27 protein-coding genes are annotated in these 25,969 nt (G+C 46.4%); 1 reads left to right on the top strand and 26 read right to left on the bottom strand.

What is annotated here, in order from left to right; all coding sequences use genetic code 11:
- Nucleotides 1-121: 121 nt before the first annotated feature.
- From BUA14_RS24790 to BUA14_RS24720, 15 genes are all read right to left on the bottom strand, one after another.
- Complete coding sequence (locus BUA14_RS24790; RefSeq protein WP_072775040.1) at nt 122-1,051, bottom strand: ABC transporter ATP-binding protein; 930 nt, start codon at nt 1,049-1,051, stop codon at nt 122-124.
- Between the two features lie 12 nt (nt 1,052-1,063).
- A complete protein-coding gene (locus tag BUA14_RS24785) occupies nt 1,064-1,900 on the bottom strand; it encodes an ABC transporter permease (protein ID WP_072775039.1) in 837 nt (278 codons plus the stop codon).
- Nucleotides 1,901-2,449, bottom strand: a complete 549-nt coding sequence (locus BUA14_RS24780; RefSeq protein WP_072775038.1) for a nitrous oxide reductase accessory protein NosL — start codon at nt 2,447-2,449, stop codon at nt 1,901-1,903. It abuts the gene before it with no gap.
- Nucleotides 2,446-3,951: a NosD domain-containing protein gene (locus BUA14_RS24775; protein WP_072775037.1), complete on the bottom strand. Its 1,506-nt coding sequence runs from the start codon at nt 3,949-3,951 to the stop codon at nt 2,446-2,448. Before BUA14_RS24775 ends, BUA14_RS24780 begins: the two co-directional genes overlap by 4 nt.
- A complete protein-coding gene (locus BUA14_RS24770; RefSeq protein WP_072775036.1) occupies nt 3,932-4,531 on the bottom strand; it encodes a hypothetical protein in 600 nt (199 codons plus the stop codon). The genes BUA14_RS24775 and BUA14_RS24770 overlap by 20 nt, the downstream gene beginning before the upstream one ends.
- Before the next feature lie 203 nt (nt 4,532-4,734).
- Nucleotides 4,735-6,633 (bottom strand): Sec-dependent nitrous-oxide reductase, encoded by a 1,899-nt coding sequence (nosZ, locus tag BUA14_RS24765; RefSeq protein ID WP_072775035.1) that lies wholly within the window; start codon nt 6,631-6,633, stop codon nt 4,735-4,737.
- A 52-nt stretch (nt 6,634-6,685) separates the two neighbouring features.
- Nucleotides 6,686-7,228, bottom strand: a complete 543-nt coding sequence (locus BUA14_RS24760; protein ID WP_072775034.1) for a cytochrome C — start codon at nt 7,226-7,228, stop codon at nt 6,686-6,688.
- A 38-nt stretch (nt 7,229-7,266) separates the two neighbouring features.
- The gene (locus tag BUA14_RS24755) at nt 7,267-7,662 is read right to left on the bottom strand and encodes a cytochrome b family protein (RefSeq protein ID WP_072775033.1); all 396 of its coding nucleotides are present in this window, start codon (nt 7,660-7,662) and stop codon (nt 7,267-7,269) included.
- Nucleotides 7,663-7,674: 12 nt separating this feature from the next.
- Entirely contained in the window at nt 7,675-8,343 is a 669-nt protein-coding gene (locus tag BUA14_RS24750; RefSeq protein ID WP_178371805.1) for a cytochrome b N-terminal domain-containing protein, read from the bottom strand.
- The gene (locus BUA14_RS24745) at nt 8,315-8,761 is read right to left on the bottom strand and encodes a QcrA and Rieske domain-containing protein (protein WP_072775031.1); all 447 of its coding nucleotides are present in this window, start codon (nt 8,759-8,761) and stop codon (nt 8,315-8,317) included. The genes BUA14_RS24750 and BUA14_RS24745 overlap by 29 nt, the downstream gene beginning before the upstream one ends.
- Nucleotides 8,745-8,978, bottom strand: coding sequence for a hypothetical protein (locus BUA14_RS24740; RefSeq protein ID WP_072775030.1), 234 nt, complete (start codon nt 8,976-8,978; stop codon nt 8,745-8,747). Before BUA14_RS24740 ends, BUA14_RS24745 begins: the two co-directional genes overlap by 17 nt.
- A 33-nt stretch (nt 8,979-9,011) precedes the next feature.
- Nucleotides 9,012-9,329, bottom strand: a complete 318-nt coding sequence (locus BUA14_RS24735; RefSeq protein WP_072775029.1) for a c-type cytochrome — start codon at nt 9,327-9,329, stop codon at nt 9,012-9,014.
- 49 nt (nt 9,330-9,378) lie between these two features.
- The gene (locus BUA14_RS24730) at nt 9,379-9,834 is read right to left on the bottom strand and encodes a DUF4418 family protein (RefSeq protein ID WP_072775028.1); all 456 of its coding nucleotides are present in this window, start codon (nt 9,832-9,834) and stop codon (nt 9,379-9,381) included.
- Nucleotides 9,835-9,865: 31 nt separating this feature from the next.
- On the bottom strand, nt 9,866-10,579 hold the full coding sequence (locus BUA14_RS24725) for an ABC transporter ATP-binding protein (RefSeq protein ID WP_072775027.1): 714 nt from the start codon (nt 10,577-10,579) through the stop codon (nt 9,866-9,868).
- A 9-nt stretch (nt 10,580-10,588) separates the two neighbouring features.
- Nucleotides 10,589-11,791, bottom strand: coding sequence for an ABC transporter permease (locus tag BUA14_RS24720; RefSeq protein ID WP_072775026.1), 1,203 nt, complete (start codon nt 11,789-11,791; stop codon nt 10,589-10,591).
- 387 nt (nt 11,792-12,178) lie between these two features.
- Between BUA14_RS24720 and BUA14_RS24715 the strand changes: the two genes are divergently transcribed.
- Entirely contained in the window at nt 12,179-12,730 is a 552-nt protein-coding gene (locus BUA14_RS24715; RefSeq protein WP_072775025.1) for a hypothetical protein, read from the top strand.
- Here BUA14_RS24715 and BUA14_RS24710 read toward each other — a convergent pair.
- From BUA14_RS24710 to xsc, 11 genes are all read right to left on the bottom strand, one after another.
- Entirely contained in the window at nt 12,727-14,118 is a 1,392-nt protein-coding gene (locus BUA14_RS24710; RefSeq protein ID WP_072775024.1) for a sigma-54-dependent transcriptional regulator, read from the bottom strand. The two genes, BUA14_RS24715 and BUA14_RS24710, sit on opposite strands and share 4 nt — an antisense overlap.
- Nucleotides 14,111-15,409: a sensor histidine kinase gene (locus tag BUA14_RS24705; protein ID WP_072775023.1), complete on the bottom strand. Its 1,299-nt coding sequence runs from the start codon at nt 15,407-15,409 to the stop codon at nt 14,111-14,113. Before BUA14_RS24705 ends, BUA14_RS24710 begins: the two co-directional genes overlap by 8 nt.
- A 3-nt stretch (nt 15,410-15,412) precedes the next feature.
- The gene (locus BUA14_RS24700) at nt 15,413-16,420 is read right to left on the bottom strand and encodes a uroporphyrinogen decarboxylase family protein (RefSeq protein ID WP_072775022.1); all 1,008 of its coding nucleotides are present in this window, start codon (nt 16,418-16,420) and stop codon (nt 15,413-15,415) included.
- Nucleotides 16,417-17,073, bottom strand: a complete 657-nt coding sequence (locus BUA14_RS24695; protein WP_072775021.1) for a cobalamin B12-binding domain-containing protein — start codon at nt 17,071-17,073, stop codon at nt 16,417-16,419. The genes BUA14_RS24700 and BUA14_RS24695 overlap by 4 nt, the downstream gene beginning before the upstream one ends.
- A 181-nt stretch (nt 17,074-17,254) precedes the next feature.
- Complete coding sequence (locus BUA14_RS24690; protein WP_072775020.1) at nt 17,255-17,971, bottom strand: GntR family transcriptional regulator; 717 nt, start codon at nt 17,969-17,971, stop codon at nt 17,255-17,257.
- Nucleotides 17,972-18,365: 394 nt separating this feature from the next.
- A complete protein-coding gene (locus tag BUA14_RS24685) occupies nt 18,366-18,875 on the bottom strand; it encodes a type 1 glutamine amidotransferase domain-containing protein (RefSeq protein WP_072775019.1) in 510 nt (169 codons plus the stop codon).
- A 142-nt stretch (nt 18,876-19,017) separates the two neighbouring features.
- Entirely contained in the window at nt 19,018-20,232 is a 1,215-nt protein-coding gene (locus tag BUA14_RS24680) for an MFS transporter (RefSeq protein ID WP_072775018.1), read from the bottom strand.
- 186 nt (nt 20,233-20,418) lie between these two features.
- Nucleotides 20,419-21,297 carry a succinate--CoA ligase subunit alpha gene (locus BUA14_RS24675; protein ID WP_072775017.1) on the bottom strand — a complete coding sequence of 293 codons (879 nt, stop codon included), beginning with the start codon at nt 21,295-21,297 and terminating at the stop codon, nt 20,419-20,421.
- A complete protein-coding gene (locus BUA14_RS24670; protein WP_072775016.1) occupies nt 21,294-22,412 on the bottom strand; it encodes a succinate--CoA ligase subunit beta in 1,119 nt (372 codons plus the stop codon). Before BUA14_RS24670 ends, BUA14_RS24675 begins: the two co-directional genes overlap by 4 nt.
- A 14-nt stretch (nt 22,413-22,426) precedes the next feature.
- Nucleotides 22,427-23,881, bottom strand: a complete 1,455-nt coding sequence (gene sauS / locus BUA14_RS24665) for an acylating sulfoacetaldehyde dehydrogenase (protein ID WP_072775015.1) — start codon at nt 23,879-23,881, stop codon at nt 22,427-22,429.
- A gap of 106 nt (nt 23,882-23,987) precedes the next feature.
- A complete protein-coding gene (gene xsc, locus BUA14_RS24660) occupies nt 23,988-25,730 on the bottom strand; it encodes a sulfoacetaldehyde acetyltransferase (RefSeq protein ID WP_072775014.1) in 1,743 nt (580 codons plus the stop codon).
- Nucleotides 25,731-25,969 lie beyond the last annotated feature (239 nt).

The following is a 25,969-nucleotide window of genomic DNA, read 5'->3' as shown; positions in this document are numbered from 1 at the left end:
GGACCCGAAGATACCTCATCGACTCAAGCCATGAGGTGAGAAGCGGATGGCTTCTACTTGAACATTAACATTATATTGGGTTCTGAGGTGATTGTCAAATATAATTTAAATTTCCATTTATTTAGTTCACTAAAACAGCCGGTTCCGCCATGATATTCTGATAAATACTGTTCAATCCCGGTTCTTCCAAGCGCAAATCAAGTACTTTCAGCACTCCATCCATTACAGCTGTTATGACTTGGGTCTTCTTATCTTTTGGGCAATCAATACTTACGGTTTTTCCTTCAACCTGAAATGTTTTAATTCGCTTTCCCACGAGTATTCCCTCTAAATCAACCGGAATCACAGCAAGATCTATTTTTATTTTCGTGGGCAGGCCCAACCTATCCTGTAATTCTGCCAAACTGCCTTGAGCAATCATTTCACCGCGATTCATAATGCCAATCCGCTGGGCCAGTTCTTCCACATCATTAAGATTATGTGAGGAAAACAAGATAGTTGTCCCTTCCTTGTTCCAGTTTCGAATCATTGCCTTTAATTCCAGGATGCCAATAGGATCCAACCCGGTTGTGGGTTCATCCAATACAAGCAAATCGGGCTTGTGGATAATAGCCTGGGCCAAACCTAATCTCTGCTGCATTCCTTTGGAAAAGGTCCCCACTCTCCGGTGTTCTGTTTCCCTTAAACCGACCTGCTCCAGCACCTCTCCACATCGTTTCCCGGTTATCCCTTTTAATTTAGCGTAAAACGATATCGTCTCCCATGCCGTCAAATTATCATAGAAATTCATTCTCTCCGGCAAATAACCTACCCTTTTCTTAATCTCCTTATTCTTGGCATCATAATTTAATCCCTCAATTTCGATCATCCCGGCGGAGGGTTTTACCAACCCTAAAATCATTTTTATTAATGTTGATTTTCCGGCCCCATTGTGCCCCAACAAGGCATAGATTTCCCCTTTTTCCACCGTTAAGTTAATATCCTTAACTGCTTGAAACGGACCATAAAACTTCTGGGCATGTTTCACTTCTAAAGTATTGATAACTTCCATAGGATCCCCCTCCTAATAATCCTGTTTGCGGCCGAACAAAACTGCCGCAAGCAGAAGAGGTATGATCATCCAAATCAAAAGGGCCCCATACAACAAAAGTTCCCCCGACCCCTGAGTGAGCATCCTCGTCAAAGCGACCAGCGTAGGTCCGAAGGTTTCTTCACCGCCAAGCTGCAAGATGACCAGTACACGCACCATATCGGCCGGATTGGCCAGCAGAAGCAGCAGCAATAGGGGGATAATGACGGATACATTTGATAAGCCCGCCACCCCTATAGCTAAAAAATCATAAACTAAAATCATTAAAAACCAAATAAAAATTCCCAAACCGATCCCTTGAGCTCTTCGCGAGACGATGACAGAAATGAGTATGGCGATACTGAGAAATACCAGGGCCAAAATCATGGAGAGGATCACAAACATCAGATAATCCTTAATATTGATTGACCCTGTTTTCCAGGCGATCACGACTCCCGCCCCGCCAAAGCCAACCAGAATAGACGCAATTAAAGCCAGGGCCAAACCGCCGAACTTGCCGATAATCACTTCAGCTTTATTAATGGGCTGGGTGAGCAGAACGTGAAGGGAGCCAGCCTCCTTTTCACCGGCTACTGTCGCTGAGCCCATCACAAGAGCAATCAAGGGCAGCAAATACAGCACCAGGTTTAAAAGGCTGGCTGTGACCCGGTTAAATCCCTGCTGCCCCCCAACCCCGAGACTGGACAAACCAAAAAAAGAAACCAGAAGGGCGATTAAAGCAAACACCACGGTAAATGTACCCAACCATTTACTGCGTATGGATTCCAATAGTTCCTTTTCTGCTATGGTCACTACATTGATCAGCCGCATCTAATTTCCCCTCTCTTCCTGGGTTTCCCGAGTTTCTCCTGTATCCAAGTCCTGGACATTGAAATCTTCCTGATTAAACTCAATATCTAAGCCGATGGTTAAGGGCTCTGTCAGAACCTGTTCCCAGGTCAGCTGTTTCCCTCCCACCTCTTCAGCAAATTTCCGGGCCGCTTCCTCGGCTGCAAAGGCTACGATCCCAAAACTCATGGGAGTATCGATCCGGCCTTGCACATAAAAGGCCTCCTGGGCCTTGAGCCATTCCATACTCTCGAAATCTTTGACATAAGTGGCTAAAATACTATCCTTCGCCTCTGCTTCCAATCTCCGCATAAAGATCGACATACATCCTATATCATCAAAGATCTCAGCTTGCCCCTGACTGTCAATAATCTGGGCCGCAAAATGCTCATCGATTACACTCATCTTGCAAACAGGGCAAATATCGATAGTGGGGTCAATCTCCCGGGGAGTCCCGGCAACGTCTCCTGACGAACATCCTGTAAGGGCTAAACACCAGAGAGTAAGCAAAACCATTAGCTTGCGACTCATTTTTGGCCTCCTCTCAAAAAACTCTCCACTCGTTTAATGCCCTGAGAACTCACCCCAAATGCCCGGGCGGTTATCATCCCTGCTATGAGGAGCATGAGCAGGGAATAAGCACCAAAGACCTTATTGGAAACCTGATTCTTCTCGATGTTAAACTGTGCATTGATCTCTATCGCCACTGGCTTGATTAAAGGATATACATCTTCAGCTTTGGGGATTTCTATAACCGGAAACATGTTTTCGGCAAACTCCAAAGCTTTAGCAGCAGGACTGTTTAAGAAAAGACGCACAGCAGGCGCTTTGTTCATCAAATAAGTAAAAATATCTCCTGTCAGATAGGGAGTATCACCTATTCCATTCTGATTCAGATCGAATCCCCGATAGTCATTCCAATAGTTGCCTTTCCCTTCCTCATAGAACACATTCCCTTCCCCAATCCTCCCGGCTCGGAAAGCGATTTGCTCCATATTATCCATAAAATTATTTTCTGTAAACGTATTGAATCCCGAACTGGAAATCAGATCAATACCGATATCGTTGGAGGCCACCAAATTATTGCGGAAGGTGTTGTGGTAGGACACATCAAAGAGTGCCCCCCTGGTGTTGCCGAAAATAATATTCCCCTCGGCCAGACAGTCATTGCAGCTGGAAAACAGCACCCCAAAGGAGCGGTGACCACGGTTATAGGCGAAAACATTCTGACGAAAGGTTATCCGTTTGGAGTACATGGGAGCTGCCCCCGCCACATTATTGGTCGCAATATTTCCTTCAAAATAGTTATCATCAGAATACATATAGTGAATGGCATAGCGCACCCCTTCAATATGGTTATACAAAAGCCGATTGTCGTGGGCATAGTTGAAGTAGATGCCATCCCTGGTATCGGTAATCTCATTATTCTCGATTACATTATGGGATGCTGCAAAGAGATGAATCCCGTCACCGTTTTCCCCTTCAAAGCTGGGCAAAATGTCATAGGTTCCGGCCTCTCCAATCTCTTTTTTTTCCGACTCTTTAAGCTTGTTTTTAGCGGGTCTGCCGATGATCGCATTATTGCGGAGTGTATTATCAGACGACTTCAACAGATACATGCCAAACAGATTATTGATCAGCTTGTTATCCTCAATCACATTGCCGGCGGAATAGAGCTTGATCCCCGCATCGGAGTCCTGCAATCTTTTGCCGCTGCCCATGACTTGAAACCCCTTAAAGGTCACTCCATCGGCTTTAATGCTGACCACATCCCCCTCACCTCCCCCATCAAGAATCGGCGTACCAATTCCGATCAAGGAGACCGCCTTATCGATCACGATCTTTCCTACGTAAGTCCCGCTGTAAACATTGATAGTATCCCCGGGAGCAGCCCTGGCCAGGGCAGATTGAATGCTCTCCGCCGAGCCGCTGCCTTGAACTTCCAGCGTAGCGGCCTGAGCTGATAACGGAATGAGCCACAGGAAAAGAAACAGAATCAGCCAAAAGCAGCGCCTATTCTTTTTGCTTTTCATGTTCCTTAAACCTCCAAGCAGCCAGCAGCATAAGGATAATGCTCAGCCCCAGCAAATATCCGCCTGAATTGAAGCCTGTGTAGGTAATAAAATTGGCAAGCTTATTGGTGCCGATAATCGGTGGAGTGAAGGGCTCGATCTTGATCGCTGCCATTGGATCCAGTTGGGTTCCATAATCCCGCAGCCAGCGCCATAAATCGTACACCCCGAGCATGCCGCCTACAGCACCCAGACCGGCGGTCAGCCAGGCAAGCCACCTTTTCTTCACCAGGGCGGTAATAATAGCCAGGCCAATGATCACATAGGCAACTTTAGAAATAACTTGAAATTCCGGGAAGTCATCTTCACTGATCCACTTCATACCGATATAGTGATTGATATTATTGATGATATCGATGCGGCCATCCAGTTTGTCCGGATAGACAATCACGGACAAACCCTCCGGATATTGAGGTGCCACCAAATCCAAATGCCACCAAGGCAAGAAGAGGGAGGCTAAGAGAACTAAACCGGCAGCACCAAACATGATTCTCCCGATGAGATTAAGGTTTCCCTTGAAAAGCTTGCTTACAAAATCCATGGTTAACCGCCTTTCTTACAGTTAAGGGGGGAGGGATCCCTGAGCAAGGATCCCCCGCGATTCTTCTTTGAACGAGACTTCCCTCAAAGGGAGATTCGCCCCCCTTTGAGGGTTAGTCGAGTCCATACTGGACTTAGCCGCCCTTGGGCACCTGCCCAGGAATCTTAGGGCGGCTTGGTCCAGTGACAAAGCTCTATAGAGCTTTATAGGCCTTTTGGCTTGACAATAAACCAGCCCTGCATTTCCTGATGGAGTGCCGAGCAGAAGTTGGTGCAATAGAAAGGATAGACTCCCGCTTTATCAGCAACAAATTCAAATTTTATCGTCTCACCCGGTTGTGCTTCCGCATTAAGGTCATACAGACAAATACCAAAGCCATGGGTGATATCCTCATCGAAATCCGTATTGGTTAAATACCAGGTCACATGGTCCCCTTCATTGACCTCCACATGATCCGGGTAATAGCGGCTGCGGAAGCCCATTTGATAGACTGTGACATTGTTGCCGTCCCGTTCAATGCGAGCATTTTCCTTCTCATAAACAGCGCCCGGCTGGCTGGGATCTTTCTCAAACACTTCCCAGGTCGTGATCTTATCGGCTTTAATCATCTGAGCGAAGTGAGGCTCGGGATCTGTGGGAACATCCATCAAAATTTTCATTTTATCCGTGGTTAAATCAATCAGCTGGGCACTTTCGGGATGGGATGGACCAACAGACAGGAATTTATCCTTGGCCAGCTTATTCAAGGAGACCAGATACTTGCCATCCGGAGAGACAGTGTCTCCCTCAGCAGCACACAGATGGCCTGGGCAATAATGAACCGGAGTAACATCGACAACCTCAAAGGTATCCAGACTCCACTTGGCAATAGTACTGTCAATAAATAAGGTGGTATAGGCATAACCGTTGCCGTCAAATTGAGTATGCAATGGTCCTAAGCCCACCGGCACTTCCGCCACTCTTACTTTCTCGTAATTGACAATCGGGAAACCCCGTTCCTCGCCCTGGAAGTCTTTGTTGTCAATGCATTCCTTGAATTTCTCAAAGCTGAATACGGTAGCTACCGGAGCCACTTTTCCGTTAGCAATGAAATACTTTCCATCTGGTGTGACATCCACACCATGGGGGCTCTTCATAGCCGGAACCAAATAAACGGAGCCCGGTACATCCAGGGGATCAATCATTTTGACGCCATCAACTATTTTGTATTTTCCTTCATTGGCCGCCTGTTCGAGCATTTTCCAATTTAAAGCGACCACATAATCCATTTCCCGCTGGGAGGCATTGACCTCCAGCAGCTCATAGGCCTCCTCAGTATTATAGGTTGTCAGAAAGGCCCAGCCTTCACTGTCCAGCTTGCCGGCATCCGATAAATCGAAGGACCAGGGGGGCATCAGCACTTCCCATCCCACGCTCATCTCACCGTTATTGGGGTCTATAGCCACCGCTGCTAAAACACAATTATAATCTTTTGATAAATTCTCAATGGGGGAATAGGTCCCATAAGGTATCGGTCCGGCAAAGCGGGACCCCAGCATAAAGTATTCGGAGTTAGGTGTCATAAATACAGCGCTATGGGGTCCATAAATATTAGGAATATCCAAAATTTGACTGGTCCTGAAGGAATCCAGATCGATCCGGGCGGCCCTGCTGTTGGCATTATCATTGACAAAAAGCCAGCGCCCGTCATAATCTCCCTTGGTCTCGCTCAAAGCAGGATGATGGACATCCCCCCAGCTCCATTCGCCAAGCATTTCCTTGGATTCCGTCGTCCAGCCATACCCTACGGCGGACTCGGGGGTAAATACCGGAATTGTTCTGATCCGACGCATGGATGGCACACCATAGACAAAGACATTACCTGAATGGCCCCCTGAGGCAAACATATAATACTCATCCAGCTGACCGGGTGGCACATAGGTTTTCAGGGCCGCCTGCACCACATCGTCAGAAACACCGTCCACAGATATATTTTTCCCGCCGAAGGCAGCAGCAGCCTCCGCCTCGGGATTAAGCTGGGCGGATAAGTAAACAGCTATGACCAGGCCAACCAGCAGCCCTGCCAGGGACAATACAATCTTCTTAAACAGTCCTTTTTCCACTTGCTAAAAACCTCCCTATACATTTGCATTATTCTATTGCCGATACCGCTCTTTACTCCGGGTTATTGGTATTTTCCGTATTTTCGCTCTCTGCATCGGCTGGTTGCTGGGCCGTCTTTCCGCCGGCTGCCGTTAATAATTCGAGAACCTGATTTTTTTCATCTTCTGTAATATCCATTCTGACAAACATCTCAGCCATTGTCCCTTCCGGTTCTTGTAAAAACTCGGCGAGGGTCTTCCCAAAACGATCCGGCACATCCCCATACGCCTTGGTAAGATCGGGACCTGTCACACCACCGGCTATTCCGTAATAACTGACTTCATGGCACTGGGTGCAGCCTTTTTTCAGAAAGAGCTCTCCTTCTCTGGCTGTTTTACCTGGCGCACCGCTGGGATCGCCGCTTTGAGTCCCCGTAGACTGCTGCGGCTGCAAACCGGATGCATAGACCAGCTTAGCCTCGCGATCATCCGGCAGAACATAATGAGGTGCCGCAATTACACTCCCTGTGATCCCTACCAAGAAACCCATCCCCAGCCAAATGCAGAAAATTGAAAGCAAGTGAAACGATGGATTATTCCGCCCGTTTCCCGTCATTGATTCACCCCCATACGTGTCCAACTCTTAATCCATAATTAAAAATGCAAGGCGATATAAGTTAATACCACCATGAGGATCAGTACGATCTCCGCTCCAATAATGACCCATGGCCTTGCTTCAGGCCGACGGGATGTGCTCCTGTCCAGCCATGGCAATAAGAAAATTCCTATAACCAGAAGAGCCGGAATCAGCAAGCCCAAAAGCTGGGGGACAATCTTTAACAGACCAAAAAGCCACATAAAGTACCAATCCGGTTCAATATGAGCAGGGGTCATGACGGGGTTGGCCGGCGGCCCCAAGTCCTTGGGGATTACTCCAGCCAGAAAGAAAACAACGCCAAGAATACCAAGGGCTACACTCACTTCGGTCGTTAAATGGTTGGGAAAAAAAGGTACAGTATCCTTATCCAATTCCTTTTTATTGGTGTCCATTCTCATCACCTCCTACAGCGGACCGGAAATCCCCTGTTTACGAATCATTAAAAAGTGCGCAATCAGCAACACTATGACAACCACCGGCAGTACCACGATATGGATAATAAAGAACCTCATCAGGGTATGGTCCGTAATCTTGGTTCCGGCCTGGCCCAGCAGCAAGAGCTGATCACCGACGACAGGAATTGACCCCAATATCTTGGTGCCGATAATTGCCGCCCAATAACCCACCTGATCCAGGGGCAAAAGATATCCTGTGAAACAAAATAAAATGACTAAAAGCAGCAGAAGCACACCCACAACCCAATTGAACTGACGGGGAGGTTTGTAGGCGCCGGTAAACACAACCCGCAAAAAATGCAAGACCACCATAATCAGCATCAGGTTAGCCGCAATGTTATGAACCGAACGCAAAGCTTTGCCCATGAAAACTTCATTATTGATAAACATCACGCTCTGATAGGCGCCTTCCATGGTCGGGTTGTAGTAAACCGCCAGCACGATACCCGTAACAACCTGAACCAAAAATAACAGAAAGGAGATCCCGCCAAAGCAGAATATGAAATTACGGGCATGCCTGGGGACAGGATGTTCAGCGATTTCCTTAAACATGTCTTTTACTCCGACCTCTTTAGGTTCAAGCGCCACGCTAAACAACCTCCCTTTGCACCATGACATAACCGTCTTCCACCCAGGCCCTCAAACGGGTTAAAGGTTTGGGCGGCGGCCCGTCCAGAACATTCCCGTCTTCATCGAAAATGCCGCCATGACAAGGGCATTCAAAGCGTTTCTCCGCCTCATTCCACATGACCGTGCAGCCGAGATGGGTGCAGACCCTGGAAAAGGCTCGATATTCATTGCCTCTTTTGAAGATCATAGCGGGAAGGCCATCATAGATGATTTCTTTGGGCTTCTCCAAAAGCTCATCTTCCTTGAGAATCGCCATTCGCGGAGGAATCGGCTTGAGAGCCTCAGGGGGACTGATCATCTTTCCTACCGCAACTGCAGGGGTTCCCACACTCAAAACCAAGGGTACCCCGGTCATGATGCCGAGGAATTTGCGTCTTGATATTTCCCCTTTATTGTTGTTCTCCATCTTCCATACCCCCTTTACGGTCCAGAATCAAAACTCTCCATGTATAAACGGAAAAGGCGGCTGCAAAGCAAATTAGCCCCATAAAGATGGCTACCCAATAGGCGTTTCCCGCTGCCCAACTCCTGGCGATCATGAAGACCAGGGTTATGGCCGCCCATATTCCCAGTGCCAAAACCACAAAACCTTCCTTATCCCCTTCTTCATTAAAAAAAGTCATTGTTTAATCCCCCATTCCTCCTTAGACCCCCACTTATCTGGGGTAAGCTTCTTCTAAATAGTGAAGAATCTCTGCTTCCTCTTCCTCTTGCATGAAAGCCCCATAGCCCTTCATCAAGCCGATAATTTCCGGCCAAGGGGAAGAGCCTTGATAATTCTGCACAGTATCCACGGTATGACAGGCTGTACAGGTCGACTGAAAGGTAAGATATCCAGCTTGCCCTGCAGCCTCTGCTTTTTCCGGCAGAGGAACAGCATAGGTGGCAAAAAGGGCAAATCCCATCACCAAACCAACGACAACCATATTGAGCCCTAAGGCCTTGCTTAATTTTCCGGTGACCAACCCCCGCAAATGATTCAACCTCCTTTGTCCATCCTCTAAGAGGAGCAAATTTCCTTGATCAAGCTTTCATATCTTGAGAAGGCGAAACAGGGAGTTTTTCCTGGAAGACTGCAACCAACCCGTCAATTAGTGTCAGGCCCCCCAGGACATAGAGAGTTTTAGCCGTGGTATGGCACTCCATCGGATTCATACAGACGCCAATCCCCAGATTTGTAGGCAGGATAATTACAGCACATCCCAAAATCATCAGCACACCGCCCAAGGCTTTTTGAGCAGGAATGGATGTGTTGAACAGATAGATCAGGGAGACCAAAACAACGATTATTCCTAAAAACACCTCCCCTTGGCCTGTATAATGGCAGCGCATATGGGCCATCTTGCCTGAGGTTAGTTCCAACAATCGTTGACAAACCGGGGCAAGCTGGAACGGAGTCAAGGCTATTAGTAAACCCAGCACCGCCCCCAATCCGCCAATAACCTTAGCTACTTTTCCGTTCAAAAATTTAACCTCCATTCATTTAACCTCACCATCACTTGGATAGCGCCTATCCTAGGCTACAAACGGCTCCCTTCCCCAAAATCTTTTCCTGTAACTGCCCTTGACTTAAGCTGTAAACCCGTCCGGCATAAACCGCCAATTGCGGATCGTGAGTAGCAACCACAACAATCTTCTTTTTTCCGGCCTGCTCCCCCAGCCACTTTCCCACAAAGTCCTTTTTCTCCTCATCAAGCTCCGCCGTGGGTTCATCAGCCAGAATCACCTCCGGGTCATTAGCCAGGGCTCTGGCCATAGCTACCCGGCGCCTCTGACCACCGCTTAACTGATAAGGTAGAAAATCAGCCCGTTCCGCCAACTCCAACTGTTCCAGCAAAAGATCAACCGTCTTCCCTTCCGCTCTTCCATCCCTTGCCTTCCCTCCCTGAATCCAGAAAGGAAGCATGATATTTTCCTTGACGGTCAGGGTGGGAAGCAGATAGCACATCTGGAACATGAAGCCTATCTTTCGATTTCTCAATTCGGCCATCTCTTTTTCCCCATAGTGGAGGAGGGAACGTCCGTCTATATCCACCTGTCCTTCCGAGGGTTTTAGCAGGCAACCCAGGATAAACAACAACGTACTTTTGCCACAACCTGACGGCCCATAGAGCACGAGAGAATCCCCGCTCCTCATCGTTAAGTCAATGTTTCTCAGGGGGGTAACCCGATCCCCCATACCGTCCCGGTAGTAATGTGTAATGTTCCTTAACGCTATTTCCATAGTACCCCCCTACCTTAGCTCCCCTTCAGTTAAAGCGGTGACGGGATCCAAACGCGATGAACTTCTGGCCGGCCAGAAAGCGGCCAAACAACAGATGAGGAGAATAAACGCGATAATCCCCAAACAAGCAACACAGAGCTCAACCGCCTCGGGCAGCATGAAGGGAAAGGAGCTGTGCCTGCTCAGGGACTTTGCCAAATAAAGAACCAAGCCATATCCAGCCAGGCATCCGATGACTGCAGCCGCCAGTCCGCTGCAAAGGGTTTCCAGCATGACCAGCTTAAATAGGCTTCCTTTTTCTGTTCCCAGTGCCCGCAACAGAGCCAACTCCTGCTGTCTTTCCAGTACCAGGGAGGAATAGCGTGATGCCAGAGAAGCCATGGTGATGCCGCAAATAATGACCACCATCAAGCGCAGAATGTCTTTAATCACGAGCAACTCTTCTTTAAGTTCAGAAAATAATTTCCCTGCTGCCACGCTTTTAATGCCACTGATCCTATCGATAGCTTTGGCAACCTGATTCGGATCAGCCCCATCTTTTGTTTTAATCAATACCGACGAAACCAACTGATCCGGGCTCCCGGCCTCCTGCCAATATTCCTGTAAATAGGGACTTTCCCCGGCCAGTCTCCGGGCCGTTGCAATGGGTACAAAGATCGTGTCGTCAATACTTCCTCCCATGGGTTCCAGATAACCGGCCACATCAAAGGGCTCAGCTAAAACCACCACCCGGTCTCCTAGAAAAGCAGGCACATTCCCGCCCACAATAACCTCCGTGTTCTTTAAATCCCTGCCCACTCCCTTCGCCAATAAGTCCCTGATCAGAAAGTCCGTCTGTGGATCATAGCCAACCAGCCGGTATTCTTCCGGAAGGCTGCAACAGCCCTGATTAAGAGTCTGGCTGAAAAACTGTGCTGATACGGCTTCCACACCAGGTACCTTCTCAATCTCCTTCAATACTTCTGAATTCATATAGATATTGGCAGGCGCCCCGGTAAACAGAACCTGACCTGGTTCAAGGTGGGCATCCGCCGGTATAGCCATAACGTCCGCTCCCAGATTATCGACGGCACTTTGGCCCCCTTTCTCAATGCCCCAGACCAACAGTATCCCGGCTGTCAGGGCAGCAGCACAGGCTACGACGACAAACAGGGTCAGTCCCTGCTGCCAAGGCCGTCTTTTGGCATTCCGCCAAATTAGTTTTGCAAACATCATTTCACCTCCATGCCCAATGTTACCTAATGTTAGGGCCATACCTTATTACTGAGAAGCTTGAGAAGATTGTTACTAATTCCATTTTGCAATTATTGTGCCAACAAGACTAAAGCTGCTTATCAGCAGCTATGTGAACGTTCTGTGAATGTTTTGGGATATCTTTGTGAAGCGAAGCTATGTCCTATTGGGGCACAAATGTCCCTCGATTGTCCCAGGAATGTCTCGCTCCCCTCTCTTAACCCCGGGCATAGTAACGGCTTATCTAAAAATTTAGTTGGTACGCTATTTGCATTGAATTCTAGTGGGGTCTCTGAGCAATAAAAAAACTCCTGCTCAAAAGCAAGAGTTTTCTTATTTAGGCCTAATTATAAGGAGGTTATATTTATGGGAAAAGTAACAACTAAAATCATCTTCAGTCTTGCCGCAAGCCTGGTTCTCCTTGTCAGCGGCTGCTCCTCAGGCCCAGAACCCGGTTCAGCCGCCGTAACTCCCCAGGAGAAGCCCGAAATTGAGGTTTTCAGCAAAACCATGGAGCTCAATAAGATCGTTGATTTAGATACTATGAAATTGAGAATTATCAATGTTAGTTTGGTAAGAAACACCGATCCCGACCCAGATGCACCCTTGGGTAAGATTGCTTTAGGTATAGAGATCGGAAACACTTCCGATAAAGATGTCCTATTTTATCCCGAGGATTTCGAAATGACCATCGACGGCAAGGAAATTGCTTCGCCGGATCTCACCTTGACCTCATCTTTAGGCGGGACCTACCCTCCTCAGCGGGTACAGCAGGGCTTTATCACTTTTCCTATCAAGGAAAAGGAAGTCACCTCTGTGAAAGAATTGCATTTAACTATTCCTCCTACCACAGATCAAGATGGCACAGCTACGGAAGCCAAGGAGTACACCATTGTTATCGACGATTTGGAAGCTTAACTACCCCTCTGCAAATCATACTTATTCATCAGCCTATGAATGGTTTTCCGATCCATCCCGGCTGATTTAGCCGCTTGAGTAATATTGCCATGATGTTTGTCCAAAAGTTCCTTAAGGTATTCCATCTCAAATCTCTTCAACCAAATATCCTTAGCCTCGTGAAAAGAAAAGGCTCCCAGATTCTCCTGCTCAGGGAGAATCTTTTTTTGTTCGCCAATAACTTTTTCCGGCAGATCGGAAATTTCAACCATCTCTGATCCCGATAGGGAGATGGCCCTTTCCACAACATTACGCAGTTCGCGGATATTCCCCGGCCAAAGATAGCTTTTCATAGCCTTCATGGCCTCAGGAGTGAAGCCGTTTACCTTCTTATGCATATCCTGGGAGAACTTCTTGCAGAAATGATTCACCAGCAAAGGAATGTCCTGCTGCCGTTCATGCAAGACAGGGAGCTTGAGGGTAATGACGTTGATTCGATAATAGAGATCTTCTCTGAACTCTTTGGCGCGGATTGCTTTTTCCAAATCACGATTGGTAGCGGCCAAAACCCGAATATCGATATTGATCAAGCGATTGCCCCCAACCCTTCGGATCGCTCGTTCTTCCAATGTTCTTAAAAGCTTGGCCTGCATGGCCGGAGTCAGTTCCCCCAATTCATCCAGAAAGAGAGTTCCCCCATGGGCCATTTCCAGCAAACCCTGTTTGGTCATGTTAGCCCCTGTAAAGGCTCCTCTTTCATAACCAAATAATTCACTCTCTAATAAATTTTCCGGTAAGGACGCACAATCCACGGGAATAAAGGGTCCTGTGGAACGCCGGCTGTTTTTATGAATAGCCCGGGCGATAACTTCTTTACCTGTACCGCTTTCTCCCAGGATCAGGATGGATGCATCGCTATTGGAAATCTTGCCAATGGTCTCAAAGACATTCTGCAGCCCTCCCCGGGCGCCAATAATATTATCGGTGTTCAGGCCTTCCTGCAGCTGAGCCCGCAGCAGTTGGTTTTCCTCTGTTAAAGCGATATGCTGAAGCGCCTTATTAATGGTCAACTGCAGCTGTTCGATGGGAAAAGGCTTGGAGAGATAATCGTAGGCCCCTTCTTTCATGGCTTGTACCGCTGAATCCACCGAAGCATACCCTGTGATCACAATGACTCTGGCCTTGGGAGTACATACTTTAGCTTTTTCAAGGACTTCAAAGCCATCGCATTGAGGCATTTTAATATCGGTTATGATCAGGTCAGGCTGCAGCCTGTAGATCTCCTCCAACGCCTCACAGCTATCTTCATAAGTAGTGCATTTATAGCCCATACGATGGATAACCCTGGCACAGGTTTCCAGCATATCCGGTTCATCGTCGATGATGACGATATGTCGCTCCTCACTCATTCAAATCACCCTCCTGATTCTCCGGTACATAGGGCAAAATCATACTAAAGCAGCTGCCCTCATGGGGAGTGCTTTCCATGCGCAGAAAGCCGCCATGCTCTTTCATAATGGTCAGACTGATCGGCAATCCCAACCCTGTGCCCAGTTCTTTTTCTTTCGTACTAAAAAAGGGGTCAAAAATAGTATTCATCATGTCTTCCGGTATTCCCGTGCCATTATCCTCAATATCTATCTGAATATTATTTTCTTCAGTATCATGTTTCGTGGTAATAGTGATCTTGCCTCCTTCTGGCAGTGCATCTTTGGCATTGGTCAAGATATTGACTAAGACTTGCTCCAGTTGGTCCTTGTTGCCGATAACGGTTGGCAGGCGACTGAGGTTAAGGACAATGATTATATCCTTACGGGAAAACTGTCTTTCCAGCCAAACTACCGTTTCCTTGATCAACTTCTCCAGATCGACTAAAGCTGTTTCATTTTTCGTTCGCCTGGAAAAAGAGAGCAACCCTCGGGTGGTCTGAGCGATCCGTTCTGTATGCTTCTTGATAACCAGCAAATCTTTGACGACCTCTTCAGGCAATTCTTTTTCCGAAGCCTCTAAAAGGAGCCATTCCAACCTGGACAAAATAATTCCGGTGGGATTGTTGATCTCATGGGTAAGGTTAGCTGCTAATCTACCTGCGGCGGCCAACCGTTCAGAATAAATAAGTTGACGCTGAGTCTTTTCCAGCTCCTTAATCGTATCGAACAATGACCTATTGAGCTGAGTGATTTCTTGATTAGCCTCTTCAAGATTGTTCTTCTCTTGGGCTAGGCGATTCAATAATTGAGAGCGCTGAAGAGTCGCCGCCACTTGGTTGGCAATGGCTAAGAGCATTTCCAGCGAATCCCGGCTTAATCTTACCTTGAGGAGACTTTTAAGGGTCATCACTCCAAATACTTCCTTACCCGAAACCAAGGGCACACAAACATGGGAATGAAAAATACCTCGGCAAGCTTCTCCCGTACAACAGGGACAAGTCTGATCCTGATCAGAAATCATCGGCAACTGATCCCGTATAGCCTTACAGTCCCCCAGCTCCAACCTGTTGCAGCCATATCTTTTGGGAAATATATTAAAATTGCATTGGTAATCAGCAAAAATTTCTTCCATCACTTCTTTGATGGCCGGCAGCAGTTCTTCTATTTTTATGGGCAAAAAACCCGTCATATTGTTTATTTTATGAAGGGCCGCAATCTGTTTTTTTAGTTCTTCTTCAGAAGATAAGGCCGTATTTTGCCTCACATCCATCTATCACACATCCCTAACCGCTTTAATCAATGCGGCAAGATTCTCCGGCTTGGTATCCAAAGGCACTTCACAGCCTGAGCTTAAAATAAACCTTCTGCCGGCTGCCAGACTTAGCAACTCTTTGCCTTCACGGCTGATCTCCTGAGGTGTTTGATTGACAAAGCGATAAGGTTTAATATTTCCGGATATCAAAAAGTCTCCTTCCCACTCCAGTGCTTCTGCCAACGGCACTTCATAATCTATACCGGCAATATCTACTCCACACTGGCGATAGTAGGGCAAAAGCCCTTTGCTGTTTCCCGTGATCACCAGCCAGGAAGCCATCGCCCCTGCCCCTTTGAATTGGAAGAAGATATCACGGATATAGGGTAATAAATAGCGGCCAAACATCTCGCTGGGCAGAATACTTTGCGAAGCGCTGGGATCGATTACCGCCGAGATATGGGCGCCTTGAGCAAGCAGGGCCAAACCGGCTTTTAAGGTGATTCCGGAAGTAAATTTTATTATGTCTTCAAATTCACAAGGCGAATCAAGTAAAAGGTATAAGAGTCTTTCCAATCCCATTAATTGGCTGGCAATGCTCATCGGTCCCAAGACTACTCCGGCAATAGGCAGACTATTTCCCAGTTCGGCCTTGAGAAGCGCGACAGCCCGCAGCAATTCCGGCATTCTGCCATCTGTTGAAGGGTTAAAATCCGGTAAGTCTTTTAATTGCCTGGGATCTTCCAGTCGATATTTTTCAATATAGGGATAAGCATTTTCCGGAAAATATATTCTTGATCCCAAAGCCTCTGCTTCAATACAATTATCGCCGTAGACAAAAACCGCATCATAGTCGAACTTCTGCTGTGAATTTAACTGACATTGCGCCAAAACTTCTCCATTTTGCAGATACTTTTTTAATTTTACATCTGTTAAAAAAGCTGCCCCGCCAAATACCAACGGAATACAAAGTGCTTCACCAAAAGCATGGCCTGCCAGAGCAGCCTCTAGCCTTTGTAACCTATTCATTCCGCAACATTCCCTTCATGAGCCTGGAGAAATCTGATCAGTTCAAAGGCATCTTTTGCTATCATATCCACATCGAGATCCTCTTTTCCTAATTGTTTAACAGCAGCTCCCCCAGCTATCACCATAATATCCGACATATTCTCTTCTCTTAGCAACCTCTTTATCTCCCTAATACCCGCCGCTGAAGAAAAGATTAGGCTGCTCACTCCGATAAAATCTGCCTTTTCCGCTTTAGCAGTCATGACGAATTGAGCAGGAGAAACGTCTTTGCCTAAGTCGATTACTTTATAGCCTACCGTTCTTAAGAGGGTCGTGACAATGTTTTTCCCTAAGTCATGGATATCTCCTTGAATTGTCCCCATGACGAATACCCCTTTTAACTGGAGGGGCCCAAACTCGGCCGGCAATTTTTCCATCTCCGGGCACACTACCTCATCGACGACTTCTTTCATTGCTCTGGCCGCCAACAAGATTTCCAGCAGGTTAAATTGATTCATATTGCATTTGGCATCGAGGGAGTCCAAAGCCGTTGTCAGCCCTTCAACTAATTGATTTATCCGATAACCTTTGGCTAATAAATCCCTGGAGATCAGAACCGATTCCTTAGCATTCCCTTGTATGACATTTTCGACCAGGTCAGCGACATTGTGCAAGTCTTTACCTCCTTTCTATAGGGGTTATCCCTTTCCTTTCTAATCCTTTTATTTCTCCCGATAATAGCAATATACCTCTATTTTAAAGAAAACCCGGCTTCATCGCACTTCACTACTTTAGGTGCAAAAAAGACTGTTGACAAAATCCTATCAACAGCCGGGGGCGGATACCTTGCCTCTCTTAATTCCGAGACATTTTAATACGAAAAGAGTATTTATCTGCTCTAAACAAGGTCCGAACAAATTCAATAAGTTTATGATCCGAATCAAAGCTTGAACGTTCCGTCACTAAAACACTGGACATTCTGGGAATTTCCAACAGGCGCGCATCTTCTTTGCTCGGCGTAGAGCTGGTAATAATCTCCTCTGCCTCCCAAAGGACTATTCCCAAGGATGTCTCCATAATCTTATAAATATTTTTATTAAGATCAAATCCCAATAATTTTTGGCCTATTTCCGTATCGAAATATTTATGCTCAATCGCTATAACTTTATCGTTGGCATATCTTAAACGTTCAATTTGATAGAATTCTTCCCCGCCAAACATTTCAGCGATATGCTTAGGTTCCCTCCTTTTGCTGTAGGAAAGCAGCTTTGCTCCAGACCTCATTCCTGCTCTTTCGATAGTCTCAGTATAGGAACTGAAACTGCCTATCCATTCTTCTTTAATCGGGCGAACTGCCACAAAGGTACCCTTGCCATGCTTTTTTTCAAGAATGCCGTCCCGAACCAGGGCCTCAATGGCTTCCCGGACAGTCGACCTGCTCACCGAAAAATAATCCATCAATTCCCTTTCACTGGGAATCTTTCCTGTCAGGTTTTCTTCGAAGATTCTTTTTCGTAAAATATTCGTAATCTGAGCATGTAATGGCAGCGGATTATGAGGATCTAAAACCATGTGTTTCCCCTCCAACTATAATTTATCAATCATTTTTAAAAAATTTTTTCAATATGAATAATCAAAATCTTAGAAGATGGAATTATAACTTAAAAAGCTACTTCCATGGGTTTCCGTTGGAGGTATCTGCTAAAACACTGGAAATCTTCCTTTTTCATTTTATTATATACTAAAATTAAGGCATAATGAAGGCCGTCTCATTTATTATGCGCCTTCTAAAATACATTTTCCCAGCTCTTACCTTCTTCCTTTTGGCTATAGCTATAAGCATCACAGTCATACCAAACTTACCGCTGGTAGACATGTTCAAATAAAAAGGATGCCGCCACATCGGGGCGACATCCGCATTGCTTCATTTCTGCATATTGAATTACGGAGCAATTTGCTTATCTTTTTATCGATTGAGTAATTTGAGGATTTCTCTGGAAAAGGCAGGGACATCGTCCGGCACTCTTGAGGTCACCAAGTTTCTATCGACAATGACTTCACAATCTAAAAATTCGGCACCCGCATTGACTAAATCATCCTTGATCATTTCACATGCCGTTACTTTTTTCCCTTGCAGAATTCCCGCTGATGCCAACACCCAACCTGCGTGGCAAATAGCCGCTACGACCTTACCGCTGCTGAACATTTCTTTTACAATCCTCAACATATCCTTGCTTACACGCATTCTGTCAGGAGCATAACCTCCAGGAATAATGACCGCATCCAAATCCCCGGTATGTATATCCTTGGGATATACCCCTTTCGTAACCGTTCCCAACTTACTTTTAAACGTATCCGTACGACCTGAACCTATAACTATGACTTCAAACCCTTCTTCTTTCATTCGGTAATATGGGTACCAAAATTCAATTTCATTATAATTATCTTCCACAAAGAGGGCAATTTTTTTAGTCATACAGCTTCCTTCTTCCATTTACTGATAGCTTAAAAGATTTATTGCACAAGCTTCTTTTGAGCTTGTCACATTGAGACTCAATATCTGCCACCTCTTCTTACCAATGGCGCTGTTAAGAAGTAAGATTGCCCATACTCTCTCTTTATTCTTGTGTATCTAAACTTTTAGTCGGATCGACCATAAAAATGGCAATTGTACCGAGCAACAACAAACCAACTCCAACATAAAATGGGTAACTCCAGGAACCGGTATATTCAAGCAGATAACCAAAAACTATAGGACTTACAATACCTGCTATACCGAATCCTGTATTCATCATCCCAGAAGCAGAACCAGAGAACTTTTTGCCGCCAACATCCATGGCAGTAGCCCAGAGATTAGCATTGGCAAGTTCAAGAAAAAAGAACGCCCCCGCCAAAAGCCACACTGCAGCTATCCCACTGTTTGTATTTAAACCAAACCATACAAACAAACTCGCTGTAGGGAAAGCAATGGCAATAGGAATACGCCGAGCCATACGCAAATTACCGTTGACCTTAAACATAAAGTCAGAAACCCAACCACCTATTAAATCTCCGAAAATACCGAGGGTAAGGGGCAATGAGGCATAAAAGCCCATTTTCATAATGGTAAATTCTCTTACTCCCGTCAGATATGACGGCATCCAGGTTAAGTAAATCCAAAGACTATATCCATAACAAAAATCTGTAAAGACCAGCATCCACATATTTCGGCTGCCCAGCAACGCCTTCCAGGGTAGTTTTTCAGCTTTCTTCTTTTCTTCAGCATCTGAGCTTGTTTCCTCACGAAAAGATACCCAGAAGAGAATCGCCCACACAAGACCTATTGCCCCCAGTAAGAAAAAGGGTGCCCGCCAATTCCATTTAAGCATAAGAAATACGACAATTGGGGGGGCGATTGCACCGCCGAAACGAGAGCAGGCATGAGTCAGTCCTTGTAAAAACCCATTCTTTTCCTGACCGAATAATCCCCTTAGTGCTCGTGTGGCAACAGGAAAACCACCGGCCTCACCAAGTCCAAAAGCTACACGGTAAACAAAAAGTGAAATGAAATTCCAGGCTTGACCCGTTGCTATACAAAACAAAGACCACCAGGTCATTAAGCCTGTCAGCACTTTACGAGGCCCAAATTTATCCCCTAAGGAACCACCAACCATTTGGAGCAAGGCATACGGGTAAGCAAAGGCGGAGAAGATAAGTCCCATAGTACCGGCGTCAAACTTAAACTCTTCCATTATTGACGGAGCAGTAATTGAGATAATAACCCTGTCTAAATAAGAAATAAGGAAAAGCAGACAAATAAGGATAAGTAAATACATCTTTTTACCTTTTGTCATAAAATATTCCCTCCATATTTCTGTTCTTTTAAAATGCTCTTCTCGCTAAATCTTTCACATTTGATGTTCTCATTGATCGCTATCTACCGACCATTGAGAACATCAACCGGTCCATCATCGCCGATTGTTTCTCGATCAGGAAGTAATTAGGAGGAACTTAACTATGATGTTCCTCCCGACCAGCCATTAGAGGATCTGTTTAAGCAAGGGGCCGATCATACTCGGACGATCAGCTACCAAAGCTCCGGCTCTGGTTAAAGCTCCCACCTTATCGGCCACCGTTCCCTTACCTGCTGTAATAATCGCTCCCGCATGACCCATTTTTTGACCTTTGGGCGCCGTCCGGCCTCCCATAAAACCAATCAATGGTTTTGTGAAAAGTCCCTGTTCGATCGCTTCAGCTACATCTTCTTCCATCGTTCCCCCGATCTCACCGATCATGACAACAGCATCCGTATCCGGATCTTTCTCAAACAGGGGGAGTATTTCGGCGAAACGAGTAAACGGTACCGGATCTCCGCCAACTCCTACGATTGAGCTCGGCCCAAAGCCAGCCTTTACTATTTCTGCAGTGATCTCATTGGTTAAGGAACCACTGCGCGTCATGACCCCAACTCGTCCAGGTTTGTATACTCTATCCAGCCAGTAAGGGAAAAATCCCATCATCGCTTTCCCTGTAGAAATAATCCCCGTAGTATTTCCGCCAATGACCATGGCCTCTTTTTCTAAGGCAAGCTTTCTTAACTGCAGCATTTCATGCAGAGGAATTCCTTCAGCTGTAACGACGATGGTTTTGATCCCACTATCAAGCGCCTCTAAGATAGCCCCCCTTGCAGCCTTAGGCGGCACAACCAGCAGGGAGGCTTCGATATGATGCTCCGCCACGGCCCGGCGAACCGTATGATAAACGGGGATACCGTCAACATCCTGACCTTCTTTTCCGGGAGTGACTCCGGCCACAACGTTGGTGCCGTAAGTTTTAGCATGCTTTGCCCAGAAGCTCCCTTCTTTTCCGGTTATGCCTTGGATCAATACCGGGGTATTTTGATCGATGATAATGCTCATTTTTCAGCCCCCCCCACTATCTCGATTGCCTTCTTAACTGCTTCCTCCGTGTCACCCAGGGAGGTCAACCCTACGCTGCGCAACAACTCTTGAGCCTCTTCTTCTCCTGTACCGCGAATTACTGCTACGATAGGAATTTCCGGCTTCAATTCTTTGACTGCTTCCACAATTCCCTGAGCCATTACATCAGCACGAGCAATTGTGCCAAAAGTCGCGATTAAGATGCATTTTGGTTTTGCTTCCAGCATCATTTTCATGCATTTATGAGCTTTATGATAGTTCGGTCCGCCAAATTCTAAGTAGTTGGCCACAGTGCCCCCATAATAATGGATTAAGTCAAAGACGACATTAGCCAATCCTGCTCCAGCGACCATCATCCCGATATCTCCCTCGAAGGCAATATAGGGTATGCCGTCGAGAGCGGCTTCATATTCAAAATCGCTTTTATAATGATCACGCGTCAAGGAAAAACGATTTTGCTTATATAAGGCATTGTCATCCAAATTAAATTTCCCGTCAGCGGCTACCATCGTGCCGTCCTTAAGAATCATGAGGGGGTTAATCTCGACAAGTTCAGCGTTATAGTTTACAAAAAGCTGGTAAAGCTTGAGAAGAAGTTTGCTTCCTTCCTTGGCCGCACTCTGCTCCAATCCTAAACTATACATGATATTGTCCGCTTGGTAAGGCGTGAGACCCAGCGACATATCCACCTTTTCCTTGATAATCTTCTCCGGCATAGTTCGAGCAATTTCTTCGATATCTACGCCACCCTCCAGGCACGCCATCACCATGGCCAAGCCTGAGGCAGCATCTACTGTGATGGAGACATACATTTCCCTTTCATAGGATACGGCCCCTTCGACCAAGAGCTTTTTATCAGTTGCTTCCATAATCCGCTTAGCTTCATTTCGGGCTTCCTCTTTTGTCTGTACAAGTTTGACCAATCCTGCTTTGCCGCGACCGCCATGCAGCACTTGCGCCTTTAATACACAGGGCAGCCCAATCTTTTCGACAGCACTGTCAAGTTCACTGATCTCACCAATCAATGTGTTGGGAGGAACAGCGATACTGCTTTCAGAAAATAATTCTTTGGCTTGGTATTCAAATAATTTCATTAAGCTAGGCCTCCTCAATTACGACCATACTTGGCCCAATATGATCCAAATAATTCATCTTCCTTAGGAATAACTTCTGGAATTAAGCGGGATACCTTAGTCGTCTGGATAAAGTGACGATAAGAGAGGTTCTCTTTTATATTGTTGCCGGCCCAAGTCCCCCCACCCATGGAAAGTGTGAAGTTCAGACCGTTGTCGAAGCTGCCTCCATTGCCGAAGCACTGCACTTGGTTGATCAAAAGACGACAAACTTCCATTGCAAATCCGATCCGTTGAATATGCTCTTCGTTGGTTGTATGAAGACCACAGGAATGTCCGCGGCCAACGAAGTTTAAGATTCGTTTCGTTAAATCCAGCGCCTCTTCAAAATTCTGCACTTTATATACTGTCAGTGCCAGGGAAAGCTTTTCTCCTGAGAAAGGATAGCCCTTGCCCACGCCGCTCTCTTCCACCATGAAAAAGGCTGCTTGCTGGGCTGCCGGATTGGTAAACCCAGCTTCCTTAGCCATGACATCAGCATCTTTAGCTGTGGTTCCGCCTTTACGTTTACCCTTTTCATCCCACATTGCTTTTTGCAATTGCTCTTTTTCGGTGGCAGTACACATGTAGCCCCCTTCTTTTTGCAAAGCTTCAATCATTTGCTCATATATTGATGCTTCAATCACAAGAGAGTTATCACTTGAACAACTGGTTGCATTATCAAAGGTCTTGCTCAGCATAATCTTGTGGGCCGCATCCTGCAGGTTCGCCGAGGCATCGACAATGGTCACCACATTTCCTGCACTGACACAGGCGTTCGGTGTACCGCAAGTCTGACCTGCCCGAACATTATTAGCCGATCCCGTCACGGTTACCATATCGGCCTGCTTCATCAGCTCATTGGTCAACTCTTTGGATACGGGCATGGGCAGGGATTGAACTAAATCGGAAGGGGCACCAACCCTTGCCAGCTCAGCATGGATGTATTGCAGAAGTTTCACTGTGGTCGAAGCACCTTTAGGGGATGGAGCAATGATCACAGCATTGCGGCCTTTTAAGCCCATCATCGTAACATTGGCCGGCGTCGCGCCAGGATTGGTGGAAGGAGCAACTGCCGCAACCACACCCACCGGTTTGGCTATTTCTGTAATGCCTTTGGCCTCATCCACCTTGATAATCCCCACAGATTTGGCTTCTGGATCGAGTAAGTCGCGGAGTGTACCAAAGGTTTTGCGCTTATTTTTGGTTACTTTATCCTTGACATTTCCCAGCCCTGTATCCCGAACGGCTATTTCAGCCAGCTCTTCAGCATGGTCCTGTTGGTAGATAGCCCATGCCACGGCCTGAACCAGGGTATTGGCCTGCTCCTGAGAATAATCTTTAATCTCTTCCATGGCCTTACGTGCTTTTATAATAAGTTCTTCCACAACTAATCTTGCTTCCGCTTCAGCTGTTGAGAGGTTTGTGCTTGTACTTGTGCTTATGCTCATATTCACTTTCCCCTTTCCGTATTCGTCTTACAGTTACCATAAAGATGACTGATTATGGAAAAGGTATGGCGTGACGTATATTTCACGCCATACCTTTGATCCAGCTTTACTTATCCCAATTACTCACATCCAGAGAACTGTACTTAGGCAATAAGCGAGTAGGTAATTTCAGGGCATCTTTTCTAAAAGGCGGCGCCAGCTGAGTTCCGTCACAAACGATTTCCAGCACAGTGGGTTTACGGGAGTTAAGGGCTTTTTGGAGCGCCGGTCCAACCTCTTCTGCTTTAGATACTCGGATGCCCTCCGCACCCATAGCAATGGCTACCGGGGCGAAACTTTCAGGCGTCGGAATATCCACTCCCACAAAGCGGTTATTATAAAAATCAATTTGATTTTTCTTTTCTGCGCACCAGGCTCCATTACGGAAGACGATAGCGACGACAGGAAGATTATGTTCAACAGCCGTACTTACTTCGTGCAAACTCATTCCCCAGGCTCCATCACCAATGATTGCCACCACCGGGCTGTCCGGTTCAGCCAATTGTGCCCCCAAAGCGGCAGGATACGCGAATCCCGTATTGCCAAAAGTAAGAGCTGCAATATGTTTTCCTGCTCCCTTAAATTTCAGATAGCTGTTGGCTGTGGAGGAAACATTTCCGATATCGGTAGCTACGATGGCATTTTCCGGAAGGGCCTTTTGAATTTCGTAGAGTGCACGCCGAGGATTGATTGGATAACCATCAACCATTGCCAATTGTACGATTTCCTCTTCCCAGGCATTTTGTTGAGCTTTAATTTGTGTTAGGCGATCTTGCTCAACTTTCGGTTCCGCAATTCTTTCCTCTAAGCGTTTAAGAATTTCCTTAGCGGCCTCCTTGGCATCTGCGATCAGTCCAACTTCAACAGGATGAGTTCGGGCAATATGACGAGGATTGATGTCTACCTGAATAATTTTGGCACTTTCCGGGAAGTAATCAATATCGTATTGAGGAGTGGTTCCGAAAACGGAAAGTCGCGTTCCTAGGGCCAGAATCACATCGGCTTCAGCCACCAGATTCATGGCCGCTTTTGAACCCATATAGCCAATCGGCCCCACCCACAAAGGATGATCGTATGGGAAAGCGTCATTATGCAGATAGGTGCAGGCTACCGGTGCGGTTAATATTTCCGCAATCCTGGCCACAACATCCTTGGACTGAGTGTCTACAACTCCACGGCCGGAAATAACCACAGGTCTTTGAGCGGAAATCAAAAGCTCTGCTGCTTTGTCAATAGAAGCTAAATCCCCGCATCCCCGTTGATCCACCCGATATTGATGGGGTTCAAGAATTTGTTCACTAATTTCACCATAGAAATAATCACGGGGAATATCATAAAGAACCGGTCCTCGCTCTGCATAGGCAATGCGAAATGCCGTCCGCAAGCAATCGGCAGCACGTGACGGGTGTGGAACCCGAATGGTTTCTTTGGTTATTGCTTCAAAAATCTTTACCGTATCCGCTTCCTGAAAACCGTCCCAGCCCACTGTAGGCGTACCGGCCGACGGACAAATTACGACCATAGGGGTATGTGCTGAATTGGCTGCAGCTACGGATGTTACCATGTTGGTAATACCAGGACCGTTTTGCCCGATAATTACACCGGATCTGCCTGTCACACGGCAAAAGGCATCTTCCATATGTCCTGCTGATTGCTCATGGCGAACAGGAATGAAGCTAATTCCGGCAATAGGAAATAAGTCAAGTAAGTCCATGAACGCTGAGCCGACGATACCAGTAACGTGATCTATACCTTCTGCTACAAGGGTTTCACAAATCGCTTCACTGGGCGTCATTTTGACTTTCGGCATCTTATTTTCCCTCCTATAAATTTAGTAGTAAATCCACATCTGTTCTTTATGGTCCGGACGTCCGTACCAGTTGGATTTATTTATAGTATAAAGAATTATTTTCTGCCCGTCAATATGTGAAAGATATGTTTTTCATAAATAATTTATCGATTATTCTGTCAAAGCCAAAAGAAAAATCCTGCCCTAATGAGGACAGGATTTAAAACGCTATTGACTAATTTAATTTGGGGGCAAATAAA

This window comes from Desulfitobacterium chlororespirans DSM 11544 (assembly GCF_900143285.1).
GTDB classification, from domain to species: Bacteria; Bacillota; Desulfitobacteriia; order Desulfitobacteriales; family Desulfitobacteriaceae; genus Desulfitobacterium; species Desulfitobacterium chlororespirans.
The sequence above is the reverse complement of the archived record's forward strand: the minus strand, read 5'-3'. Positions and strand labels throughout refer to the sequence as shown.